9 protein-coding genes are annotated in these 12,653 nt (G+C 57.4%); 8 read left to right on the top strand and 1 reads right to left on the bottom strand.

The annotated features are described in order from the left end of the window. Positions 1-48: 48 nt before the first annotated feature. The 6 genes from C9E81_RS08070 (at position 49) to C9E81_RS08095 (ending at position 10,616) form a co-directional block, all read left to right on the top strand. A complete protein-coding gene (locus C9E81_RS08070) occupies positions 49-1,659 on the top strand; it encodes a DNA cytosine methyltransferase (RefSeq protein ID WP_122111761.1) in 1,611 nt (536 codons plus the stop codon). Beyond that, positions 1,649-3,178 carry an ATP-binding protein gene (locus C9E81_RS08075; protein WP_122111762.1) on the top strand — a complete coding sequence of 510 codons (1,530 nt, stop codon included), beginning with the start codon at positions 1,649-1,651 and terminating at the stop codon, positions 3,176-3,178. Before C9E81_RS08070 ends, C9E81_RS08075 begins: the two co-directional genes overlap by 11 nt. Next, a complete protein-coding gene (locus tag C9E81_RS08080) occupies positions 3,175-5,910 on the top strand; it encodes a Z1 domain-containing protein (protein WP_122111763.1) in 2,736 nt (911 codons plus the stop codon). The genes C9E81_RS08075 and C9E81_RS08080 overlap by 4 nt, the downstream gene beginning before the upstream one ends. After that, positions 5,907-6,917, top strand: a complete 1,011-nt coding sequence (locus C9E81_RS08085) for a PD-(D/E)XK motif protein (RefSeq protein ID WP_166461844.1) — start codon at positions 5,907-5,909, stop codon at positions 6,915-6,917. The genes C9E81_RS08080 and C9E81_RS08085 overlap by 4 nt, the downstream gene beginning before the upstream one ends. Beyond that, positions 6,910-8,955, top strand: coding sequence for an AIPR family protein (locus tag C9E81_RS08090; protein ID WP_122111764.1), 2,046 nt, complete (start codon positions 6,910-6,912; stop codon positions 8,953-8,955). The genes C9E81_RS08085 and C9E81_RS08090 overlap by 8 nt, the downstream gene beginning before the upstream one ends. A 125-nt stretch (positions 8,956-9,080) precedes the next feature. Further along, complete coding sequence (locus tag C9E81_RS08095) at positions 9,081-10,616, top strand: restriction endonuclease (RefSeq protein WP_122111765.1); 1,536 nt, start codon at positions 9,081-9,083, stop codon at positions 10,614-10,616. 214 nt (positions 10,617-10,830) lie between these two features. Here C9E81_RS08095 and C9E81_RS08100 read toward each other — a convergent pair whose 3' ends face one another. Beyond that, positions 10,831-11,589, bottom strand: a complete 759-nt coding sequence (locus C9E81_RS08100; RefSeq protein WP_122111766.1) for a hypothetical protein — start codon at positions 11,587-11,589, stop codon at positions 10,831-10,833. 77 nt (positions 11,590-11,666) lie between these two features. Between C9E81_RS08100 and C9E81_RS08105 the strand changes: the two genes are divergently transcribed. Together C9E81_RS08105 and C9E81_RS08110 are read left to right on the top strand one after the other, a co-directional pair. After that, positions 11,667-11,894, top strand: coding sequence for a PDDEXK family nuclease (locus tag C9E81_RS08105; protein ID WP_208021138.1), 228 nt, complete (start codon positions 11,667-11,669; stop codon positions 11,892-11,894). Next, entirely contained in the window at positions 11,891-12,652 is a 762-nt protein-coding gene (locus tag C9E81_RS08110; RefSeq protein ID WP_122111768.1) for an HNH endonuclease, read from the top strand. Before C9E81_RS08105 ends, C9E81_RS08110 begins: the two co-directional genes overlap by 4 nt. Position 12,653 lies beyond the last annotated feature (1 nt).

Raw genomic sequence — 12,653 nt, forward strand, 5'->3', positions numbered from 1 at the left:
GAATGTTATTCATTCAAGGCAAGTTATTGGTTCGGGGAAGCGTGATTCTTGTCAACATATTCCGTCGTCGACATTTTTGCAGGCCCGGGCGGCCTTGCCGAGGGATTTTCGAAGGTTCGCCGGGCAGACGGAAACCCGGCTTTCCGCCTCGAGCTGTCACTCGAGAAGGAAGTGACCGCGCATTCGACCCTGCTGTTGCGGGCCTTCCTGCGGCAGTTCAGCGACAAATATCCTGACCGCTATTACGACTTCATCAACGACGGCGGCGAGGAGCCGGACTGGGCCACGCTGTTCCCCGACCAATGGGCCGCTGCATCGCAGGAGGCATGGCAACTCGAACTGGGGAAAGAAGATCCGGAGCTCAGACTGAATGATCGCATCGACGCGATCCGCGAGAAAGCAGGTGGAAACACGATTCTCATCGGTGGTCCGCCCTGCCAAGCCTATTCCCTTGTAGGCCGCGCCCGAAACCAGGGCAAGGAAGGCTATGTTGCAAGTAAAGATGGCCGACATTTTCTCTACAAGGAGTACATCCGTATTCTAGATCGGCTGCAACCTGCGGCATTCGTCATGGAAAATGTGAAGGGGATGCTCTCCTCGTCAATCGATGGTGAGCGTCGCATCTTCGATCAGGTTCTGGAGGATCTGCGGGGTGACCAGCGCGATGCTGGGCGCTACCGGCTATTTGCCCTTTCACCCCTGTCGCGCCGCCGACCGGAGGCTGAAACTGTCGCTCCCCGTTCGCGCGATTTCGTGATGCGCGCTGAAGACTTCGGCATTCCACAGGCGAGACACAGGGTGATCGTCGTCGGAGTTCGCGAAGATCTGGCACGCGACATCTCTGATCAAGCGGTCGCTAATCTGATCGAGAGGCGCCGCGCTGAAGCCACAGTCAGGGATGCAATCGGAGGCATGCCGAAGCTGCGCAGCGGGCTCAGCCGTTCTGCAGATGGTCCCGTCGAATGGCGTGCGGTCGTCTCGTCCGCAATGGCGAAGGTTTCCGGACTCGATCCGGGATTGATCGAGGACGAGAGACTCTCATTCACGTCCAAGGCAAAACACTACCTGGCCCTGTTTCAGAAAATGAATGAGATCCCTCCGAGGGAAGGAGACAGCACTGGAAACTCGAAGCTCTGCTCCGAGAATCTCAGCAACTGGCTTGTCGACAGGAGGCTCACGCGATTGCCCAACAACCAGACGCGAGGGCACATGGCGGAGGACTTGGCTCGCTACTTCTTTGCTGCCGTCTTTGGCGAAGTGGTCGGCCGCTCACCGAAGGCATCGGATTTCCCTTCCGAACTGGCGCCAAACCACAACAACTGGTCCACGGGGAAATTCTCCGACCGTTTTCGCGTCCAGCTATGGGATGCGGCTTCGACCACGATCACGTCTCACATCTCAAAGGATGGGCATTACTTCATTCATCCGGACCCTTTGCAGTGTCGGAGCCTCTCCGTTCGTGAGGCTGCTCGACTGCAGACCTTTCCAGACAACTATCTCTTCAAGGGCAATCGCACGCAGCAATACGTGCAGGTTGGCAACGCGGTTCCTCCGCTGCTCGCGATGTGGATAGGCGAGGCTCTTCATTCCCTCCTGACCGGCAAGGTCGAGAGCCTCGAACAGGAACGCGAAGCGGGAGAACTGGCCCATGTCGGCTAAATACGACATAGCCAATCCGGGGGCCGCGGAGTTGTTCGAGTCGCTGCGCGCCTTCGGCTATGACCTTCCCACCGCGCTGGCGGATATCGTGGACAACAGCATTGCAGCCAAGGCTCGCAACGTCTGGATCGATCTGATCTGGGCAGGTCAGGAGTCCCGCATCACGATTCGCGATGATGGCGAGGGCATGTCCGAGAAGGAGCTGGTACAGGCGATGCGCCCCGGAAGTATGAGCCCGCTTGCTCATCGATCTTCAAGTGACCTCGGGCGTTTCGGACTTGGCATGAAGACGGCATCGATATCCCATTGCCGCTGTCTCACTGTACTCAGCAGATCAGCGCCTACGTCAGTTGCCGTCAGGCGATGGGACCTGGATTACATTGCCTCAACCGAGACGGGCGAATGGCGGCTACTCAAGGGTCCTGATCTTGTCAGCGAGGGTGACCTTGGACTGCTTCCCAAGCAGGCATCCGGAACGGTGCTGTTCTGGGATCGACTCGATCAGCTCGTTGGCACCGTTTCCGCCGACGATGAAACCGCGCAGAAGCACTTTCGTGAACGCGCAGATGCCGTGAAACAGCATCTGGCAATGGTATTCCACCGCTTTCTCACAGGGCGGAATGCGATCAGCATCCATCTGAACGGACGCAAGATCGAGCCTTGGGATCCGTTCATGGAAGACATCGATGCGGTGGACCCTCTGCCCGCAGAAACGCTGACTGCGGACGGCGCACAAATCGAGATCAAAGCCTTCATTCTCCCTCATCACAGCAAGATTTCGTCTGAACGGCATGCGCTTGGCGCCGGACCGAAAGGCTGGAACGCACATCAGGGTTTCTACATCTACAGGAACCGCCGCCTATTGGTCGCGGGTGATTGGCTCGGGCTGGGAATGCAGAAGGAAGAGCATTTCAAGCTGGCGCGCATCAGGATCGATCTGCCCAACTCGGCCGATCTTTCGTGGCAGATCGATGTCAAGAAGTCACGCGCGCGCCCTCCCGCCAAATTGCGCAAGGACCTCCAGCGTATCGCCCGGGTCGCACGCGGTCAGGCATCCCGAATCTACAGGCATCGTGGAAAGATTCTGCAGCGTCAGCATGGCGACAAGCAGTCGTTTCTCTGGACGCACCTCACCAGGCACGGGAAGACATTCTACAAAATCAATAGAGAGCATCCACTCGTTCGCAGGGTGCTCGAGGATTCTGTCGATCGCGATGCGTCTCGTGCTCTGCTCAATCTGATCGAGCAGACAGTCCCTGCCCCGCTGATTGTCATCAACAACGCAGAGTCACCCGACGGTTTCGGCCTGCCCTTCGAGGGCGCGTCCGGCGAACTGCGCAAAGCGATGGAGGCGGTGTACTCGGCACTCAGACAGGAAGGAAACGAACCTGCCTCGGCCGCCCGAGCACTGATGGGGATGGAACCCTTCAATCAGTATCCTGAGCTGATTGCCGGCTTCCTGGACGAGATCACCAGCGCAATGGCGGCGAGAGACATCGAAAAAAGGGGCTTTGAATGACGGCAGGATCAAATGAATCCTTGTTCTCCAGCGCCTATGGAGTTGCCGACTCGCTTCTTCTGATGGAGCCGCGCATCACCCAGGACGCGCTGGAGCGAACCGTGACAGCCGTGCTGTCCATGCCGCAATTCGGGAGCATAGACGGCAATCGACTCCTGAAGGAACTGGAGGCAAAGAACAATACGCATGTCAGCGGCTACTCCGTCATCGACGACAATGACTTCAGTGCCTGGATCGCGGCGTCGCAGGAAACACGGCCGTTCGAATTCTGGAAACGCTACCGGCACTATCTCGACAAGAAGAAGCGTTTGCCCCGCGAGGTGCTGGATCAGCTCGATCGCCTGACGGACGATATCCTGGATCGCCTACGCAACCCGGAGACTGCCGGCGAGTGGGATCGGCGCGGCCTGGTGGTCGGCGACGTGCAGTCCGGCAAGACGTCCAACTATACCGGCCTGATCTGCAAGGCCGTGGACGCCGGTTTTCCACTCGTGATCGTCCTGGCGGGCATTCACAACAGTCTTCGAAGCCAGACCCAGCTCAGACTGGATGAGGGGTTTCTTGGCTTTGATACCCGCCTCAACCTTCTTGCCGAACAGGAAAATCAGAGGATCGGTGCGGGCAAGATGCCAAGTGCGCCGTTCCTTGTCGCACATTCGCTCACCAGCAGCACGGATGGCGGCGACTTCAAGCAGGCAACGGCCCAAGGCACGCGCATCATCCCCGGAGGCCGTGATCCGGTCATCCTTGTTGTCAAGAAGCGCGTGTCGATACTGAAGAACCTGCTCGCTTGGGTTCTCTCGGTGCGTGGCGTCGACGACCCCGATGTCCCAGGCGGAAAGACAATCCGCGACGTGCCCCTGCTCGTGATCGATGACGAAGCCGACAACGCATCGGCAAACACGAACGAGTATCGCGACGATGACGGAAACATCGATGAAGATGCGGATCCGACAAAGACCAATGGCTTCATTCGAAGCCTGCTGACCGCTTTCGAAAAGAGCGCCTATGTCGGCTATACGGCGACACCATTCGCAAATGTCTTCATGCACCATCAAGCCTATTCGAATGCGCATGGCCAGGACCTTTTTCCCCGAAGCTTCATCATCAACATCCCGGCGCCATCGAACTACATAGGACCTGAAAAGGTGTTCGGGCTGAATCGTCCGGGAACCGAGGGTGAAACGCCCGGCCTGCCGATCATCAGGCGCGTCCGGGACGCAAGCCCCTGCTTTCCACCGAAACATAAGAAGGAGCTCTCCGTTTCGGCCCTGCCTGCATCGCTGAAAGAGGCCATCCTGGCCTACATTCTGGCGTGTTCCGCGCGCCGTGCTCGTGGCGAAGTCGATGCAGACAACTCCATGCTCGTCCATGTCACACGCTTCACGCTCGTGCAGGATCAGGTTGCCCGGCTGATCGAAGAGGAACTCGCCGACATCAGGCGGCAGCTTGAATTTCCCGGAACAGGTGGTGACGCCGAAGAAAGGCTGAGACAGCTCTGGGACAGCGACTTTGACGCGAACGCGCCGAAAATCCGAGGACTGCTGCCCGACCACGATCTGCCGGAACTCATATGGGACCAAGTACAGCAGCAACTGTTCGATGCAACCAAGCGCTTGACTGTTCGCAGAATCAACGGGTCTGCAAAAGACGCACTTGACTATACCGACCACCCGCTTGGCCTTTCGGTGATTGCGGTGGGCGGCGACAAGCTGTCCCGCGGACTGACTCTGGAAGGACTGAGCGTCAGCTACTTCGTACGCACATCGCGCATGTACGACACTCTGATGCAGATGGGCCGATGGTTCGGCTATCGGCCGCGCTATGCGGACCTCTGTCGCCTCTACACGTCACCCGATCTCGTCGACTGGTACCGTCACATCGCGACAGCCACCGCCGAGCTCCGCGAGGAATTCGATCTGATGTTCGCCAACGGCGAGAACCCGCTCCAGTTCGGCAACCGCGTGCGAACTCATCCAGATGGGATGCTGATCACGGCTGCCAACAAGATGCGCTCGGGTGCCTCGGTTCGCGCGGGTTTTTCCGGAACGATTTCGGAGACCGTTTCATTCGACATATCCAGCGCAGAGCACAATCTGAATGTCTTCTCTGAGTTTCTGGAGGGATTGCCACGCATAACCGGCAATGGCCGCTTTGTCTGGACAGATGTCGATGGCGGCAGAGTGGCAGAGCTCATGGGATCGCTGGAAACTTCGCGCGACTCCTGGAAGGCCAATTCAAGGGCGATCTCCGATTACGTCACCAATCGTGTGGGCGCTGGTCGACTCAAAAACTGGACAATAGCGCTCATCGCGAACGGCCGCTCGAAGGTGCCGGCCCGGATCGGTCCATACGAGGTCATTCTCACGGAACGCGAAAACCACATGCCCGGCGATCGCGAGAAGGTGACCATTGGTCGGCTGGTCAGCCCGCGCGACGAAACCATCGACTTCAGCCAGGATCAGATCGACAAGGCGATGACAGAGACCATTGCCGCATGGCAACGAAAATCACCACCCAAGCGCGATCAGCCCAAGTCGGCGAGCGGTCCCTTCATTCGCAGACAGCGGAGCCCGGATCGCGGACTTCTGCTGATCTATCCAATCGACGCCGGCCTCGATGGCAACATCCCGATCATGGGTTTTGCCGTCAGCTTTCCTTTCGATGCCGACGCACCGCTGATCGACTACGCCGAAAACAGCGTCAAACAGCTCGAGGAGCTGTTCGCATGAACCCCGACGAACTGGTCGAACTCTGGCGAAGTCTTGCCGAGGGACAAGGCACCTCCGGGATGGATCGCCGCAGACTGGACACGGAGGCAGCGGTTGATCTGTTCGCCTGCATCTTCTGGCCCAGTGGCCGTCTCGGACTCCTCATCGAAGGTGATGGAGAGCAGCGCCCTCCGACGGATAGAATACCGACCTGTCGAGGTGTAAAGGTCCTGCACGAAGTACTTGACCCGGCGCACCCTCGAACGGTCCTGCGCGTCATGCTGGAGGATGATCGTCTCCGCGAGATATTTGCAGTGCTTTCCGCCGATCTCGTGAATGCCGTTGGGGCTGAGCAGAACACGACCGCCGGTCTGCGCCGATGCATCGACCGTCTCTCGATGTGGCAAGGACTGTTCGAGCGTGTCCCCGCAGAAGGGCTTTCGCAGGAAGCGCAACGTGGCCTCTTCGGTGAACTGATCATTCTCGAGAGCCTCTGCCTCGCCGAGATGGAGGCCTATGAGGCCGTAACATCCTGGTCGGGACCGAGCGCGTCACATCAGGATTTCACTATCAGAGACGCAGCGGTTGAAGTGAAGACGACACTCTCGAAGCTGCATGCACGGCTTGCGATTGCCAACGAGAGACAACTTGACGAGCGCTCACACCGGGCGCTGCTGCTCGCACATGTGTGCATCGAGGAAAGCAGTGCGCGAGGGATAGCGCTTCCAGCGCTGGTTGCCCGGATACGCTCGCAACTGCAGTCAGATCACTTGGCAGCACGGGAATTCGACGATCGCCTGCTGCAGAGTGGATACCTCGAAGTACACGCCCCACTCTATGCGAGGAGCCGCTATCGCGTAACCGACCAGCATTGTTTCCACGTCCGCGGGAATTTCCCCCGATTGACCGAAGCAAACCTTCCATCCGGCGTGGGCGACATCCGCTACACCATCATTGCCGGCGACCTGTCCGAATATGGGATCCCCCGAGAAAGGGCGGTCCAGCTCCTGATGGAGTCCAATGACTGAACTTGAAGAGCTCCACGCGTTCGGGCGCAACATACAGCAGGATGTCATCGCTCACGCTGATGCCGCCGAGGATGGCGCGCTACGAGCGGAAGCGTTCACCGAGATCGTGATTGGCTATCTGGCGGAGGTCGGCGAGATAGACGATGGAATATCGTGCCCTTTCGAAGCGCGTGGGATGCGATGCAGCGGCTACTACCTTTCCGAAGACAACGACCGTCTGGATCTGTTCCTGACCATTCCGCGCCTCGACGGAGCAGCAGGCACGACATCCAAAACCGAAATAGACACGGGTTTCCGGCGCCTGTTCACATTCCTCGAAAAGGCGATCGAAGGCATTCACCAGGGACGTGAGGAAGCGCTGGACGGCTATGACATGGCGCGATCGATCTGGCAGGCGCGAAACGACATCAGCCATGTTCGTCTTTTCGTGATCACCGACGGGTTGGCCACAATCGAACGGATCGAGGACGAGACCCTGCACGGCATCGAGATATCGAGTCATCTATGGGATCTGCGCCGCATTCATCGCGCTGTCTCGTCGGGCACGGGGCACGAAGCCATTCACGTCAATTTTGCCGAGATGTGCGCAAGCCCGCTTCGCTGCATTATTTCCGAACCGGAGAATGCCGGATATCGCTGCCTGCTGGCAGTCATCCCCGGTGACGTTCTCGTCGAAATGTACAAGCGGTTTGGGCCCAAGCTACTCGAACGTAACGTGCGGAGCTTTCTCCAGTTGCGAGGCAAGGTGAACCAGAGCATCCGCAAGACCATCCTTGATGAACCTCAGATGTTTCTCGCCTTCAACAATGGCCTGTCTGTCACTGCCTCCGGGCTTGCTCTCGAGGATCATGGCGACGGAACGGTGACCCTGATTTCTGCCGAGGATTTTCAGATCGTGAACGGCGGCCAGACTACCGGCTCGATATTCCGAGCTTCGCGAAAGGATTCGGCCGACCTCAGCCGCCTTCAGGTTCCGGTCAAGATCACCGAAATTCTCTCGGGCGGCGACGTCGAGGAAATCGCGCCCCGCATTTCCCAGTCCGCCAACAATCAGAACAAGGTCAATATGGCGGACTTCTCGTCCAATCATCCCTTTCATCGGCGAATGGAGGAACTGTCGCGCTCGATCTGGGCACCACCGGCACCGGGCCTGCAGCGTCAATCCCGCTGGTTCTACGAACGGGCGCGCGGCCAGTATCACGACGCTCTTGCGCAGAACAAGACTCCTGCACAACGCAAGGCGTTTGAGGCAATTCATCCGCGTCGGCAGATGATATCAAAGACGGACCTCGCCAAGTTTGAACACACCTGGTCACAATTGCCCTACATCGTCAGTCGAGGTGCCCAGAAGTGCTATCTCGACTTCATGGATGTCCTGGACCGACGGGGTCAATTTCTGCCGGATGACGCGTTTTTCAATCGGGCTGTCGCGCGAGCGATCCTGTTCAAGGAAACCGAGCGTATCGTCTCGCGACGAAAATTCGGCGGCTATCGCGCAAATATCGTCACCTACACATTGGCATGGCTGTCTCACCGCACCGCGAAGCGCATCGACCTTGAAGCGATCTGGAACCGTCAGGGCCTGTCGGCTGCGCTTTCGAACTTCATCGATACCCTTTGCGTGCATGCCCATGAACACATCACCAATTCTCCTGGCGGCCAGAACGTCACTGAATGGTGCAAGAAGGAAAGATGCTGGGAATCCTTTCGCGATATGGAGATCGACATCCCGCCCGTTCTTGAGGACGAATTGCTGAGCCGCGAAAAGGCACGGACGCAGAGCACCAGGCACGCACTTGAAGAACAGACGACAGCCCAGGAAGCGGAGCTGATCGATCGCGTCGCGGCAGTTTCGGCCGAGACATGGTTTGCCCTGTCAGCCTGGGCGAAAGACACCCAGTCACTCCAGCCCTGGCAACGAAGCCTGTCCTTCAGCCTTGGGAAGCTAGCCGGCAACGGAAAGCCCCCTACTCGAAAGCAGGCGATGCATGGGGAGACAATTCTCGTAGATGCGCGAAAGCTCGGCTTCAGGGGCTAAATGAGTGCATTCTGCGTTTGCGCTCACGTTCAGATCGAGAGGACGGGTTACAATCCATTTCAAAAACGTATCTGCTTCTTCAGCATGACTACGAACAGAGGCCATGAGGACAGAACTCGACAACAATGAATGAAAGTATTCCTCCTCGGATCGATCTGGAAGCCGATAATCTCTTGAGGGTGATCAAAAGGATTGAAGCTGGCTGCCAATGTCCTGACGAGATCACGATTATCATTCCTTCGTATGCCATAGGACATGCAAACGAACATCTCTCGATATGCGAGGATCTTCTGGACATCTCCTATGTCACGGAAGCCATGGCGGCCTGCGTATCAAATCCGTCGCTTTCAATGCGACGGCAATCGACCTCTCCCTACAGAACGCAATTCGTATTCAACGGAAAGGATCCCGGGCCAGACTTCCTTAGCCAACTGCGCCAAAGCTGCATGCATTTTGGTGGCGATGATCCCGACATCGCGAAACTGTATTCGGACTATTTCCAGAATTATCCTGATACCATGGAGCGTTACAAGGATAGCCTTGATGAACGGCAGTTCTTCTTTCCAGCCTTGATCGATGACTACCACGCAAATCTGATAAATGGCGCCTACTATACCTACGAACAATCCGACTGGGTACAAGCCGATCTCGCGCGATATCCGGAAAGGCGCTTCGGGTTTCACAAATCGGCCTTCTCGGCTCAGCTGGGTGCTGATGCCTTCGCCTCAATCGAAAGCTGGATTGTTTCCGCCAAGATCGATCTTGGTGGCTTTTTTCGCGCCCTCAATCAGGATGTGGCGATATCACAATTCCATTCTGCCAAGCTGTCGATGCTGAACAATGTGTGCATTGCGACGGCTGGTGATCTTCACGTGCATTTTCCGCTGGACGGCTTTCTGAAGGCGCGCGTCTGTCAGTCGTTTCTTGGCGATGAAGACCAGGTTCTGCGCCTTGGATGGCAACGGCCACTGTTTTCGGTCGCGCCGGCGATGCTGTCGATGAGAGAGTACGGACCTGTCAACCAGACCGTCTCGGGACACGCCTGCCTCGTTCACGAAAGCGGCGAATTAATCATCCTCACGGACAGCGATGAGGGGTGGAATCACATATTCTTTGAAAGTCGTGCACTCGACATTCTCGAGACCAAGCAGCTGGGGCTTCAGGTTGCCGATCTGTCCTCCGGCATCGATCGTGCTCTTGGTGTGTCGGGGAGCCATCGGTCGAATTGGCAGTCGCTTGACGACGAACAGTTCGAAGCTCTTTGCTATGATCTGATATATTCCCATCCCGGATTTGATCATGAAACGATCAGGAAAATGGGCCATTCCCGTTCAAGGGACGGGGGACGCGATATCATCGTCTGGACACAGCCGCTTGCATACCGGGAGCCAAGCAAGAAGTTCGTTTTTCAGTGCAAATTGGTCACCTCCAAGAGATCCCTCGGCAAGCGTGATGTTCCCGACATCGGTGACATGCTGGAACAGTATGATGCGGAGGGGTTCGGCATCATGACCTCGGCCGCGATCGACGCCACGCTCTTCGACGCCGCAGATGCAATCTGCGAGCGACGCAACATTGTGCAGAAGCATTTCTCATCCTTCGAGATCGAACGGTTCCTGAATCAGAGACCTGAACTGCGCCGGAAATTCTTTGGGTCGTGATCTGAGCATTCTGAAATGCCGAGACACAAACAGCCGTTCCTTACGGTGCCAAAGTCAGGGCTTTGTCTGTCCCCCGCGCGCTCAAACGCGTCGGCACAGATCCGTGCCTCGTCCGAAAGCGCTCCCTGCTTCGCGTCCCGGCCGCTGAGCAGCCATTCTGACCACGGGTCGGATCAACCGAGGACTCTCGTAGCGGCTGGAAGTCGGGGTTACGTCACCAGCGGGTTTCCGTCGCGAGATAATCCCAAATGACCGTCCTCACCGTGACGCCCGCCGACCAGTCGACTGCATAGCGATAGCGGCCTCGTTCCACCTCAACCCAGCCACCGGCCAAACCGACGCCTTCGACGACTCTTACCATCATGCGGCTTCCGACCTCAGGCCAGAGGTCCGAACCTCCGCCGCCGCCATTTTCGAATGCTGCACACTCCTCATCGGTCATCGACGAGAGCGGCTGGAACGAAATGAAAGACGGCTCATCCAGCATCGGTTCTCCGATTTCGTGATATGCGTGCCCACGGGCGTTCTTGAGAACGACGCCGCGGACGCGATCGGGGTCGGGATACAAAGTGAACGGTTCCAGATCGTCGAACAGAAGCATCTGACCATTGGGATCGGCCTTGAGAGATCGAACGACATCGCGGTTGCTGCGCAAGACCTTCGCCGCTTCCGGGTGAGTATCAGGATCGGGATAGAGTGATCCGGCAAGGACTGCATGCAATACGCATAATAGGTACGCCTCGTCCCGCGAATATCCCGCGTTGCAGGCCTTGCACACGACTACTTGAGGAAGATAGCCGTCGGGCGCGCCTTGGCCGCGATCGTAGGCTGCACCGTCTTCACGCAGGCGCCTGGAAAGGAAGGACTTCGTGGGAACGTGGTCGCGATTGGCCTTCACGTTCGCGATTGCGACACCGCAATGTATGCACCATGATTTGAGGCGATCATCGCTATAGTCTTCTACATGGAACATTGCACAAATCCGAGGTCGAAAGCCAAATCATGAGTATGTCTGACGAACTCACCGAATTGAAGGAAGACATGGATTCAATGCGCTCCAGGATAACGGCCGCCGTCGCGCAACGAGGAACGAGACCTGAAATGACCGTCCGCCGACTGTGTCATGCGCTCGGCTACAGGTATCGTCGGTACGTCAACGCGCTTCTCGGAGCGCCCGACCTCACGCCTCCTGTCTGGGAATGGAAGACAAAGGATCTCGTGCGCCTGCGACAAACACTAAATGATTCTATCGACATGTTCGGGGCGGGCCGCAGATGAGACGATCCGGTTATTTCGAAGCTCTCGGGCTGACCCCCTACTGGTTTGCCCATGTGGTCTCCAACGTCGTCGATGATCCACAGGCCTATCTTAGAGAGCTGCACTATATCTTGGCCGAGGACGGGAGTGCGACTTCATTGTGCAACGCGTTTCCGCGATGGTCGAACCTTCACTTCTTCATCGCCGAGATCTTCGAGAGTGTCGTGCACGAACCGACCGAGGAGGGTTCGGCGACCTTTCGCGCGTTTCTCGAACTGATGGACGCTCCGAAGGACTGGTTCGATGATATCGACGAGGAAGGTCCCGGTGAAATCATTCTGACCGAACTCTATGAAAAGGGACGTGACCGGCTCGTGGAGGAAGTGTTTCACATTGTCTTTCGCGATGTCAGTCTGTTGGCGCGCTTCAACGCCATCGTTGCGAATTACATATCGGATTTCGGTGAAGATACCGGAAATGAAGACGAAAGGTTCACCACGAGAGGAACCCTCCGCCGCGTGGCCGTACCGAGCTACGTTCGTGACGCCATTTATTTCCGCGATGGAGGTGAATGCCGCACTTGCAAAAAGCCCATCGACCGAGTCCTGTCTCCCGAAGCACGGGAGCGTTACGACCATATCGTGCCGCTCGCACACGGCGGAGCGAACGACATCACCAATATCCAACTCCTATGCGAGGCGTGCAACGCCGCCAAGAGTGCCCGGTCGGAGACCGTTTCGGGCCTCTACCCTCGTGTCTATCGGCTCTCGATTGGCTGAC

It is taken from the genome of Paracoccus alkanivorans, assembly GCF_003697785.1.
In the GTDB taxonomy this organism is placed as follows: domain Bacteria; phylum Pseudomonadota; class Alphaproteobacteria; order Rhodobacterales; family Rhodobacteraceae; genus Paracoccus; species Paracoccus alkanivorans.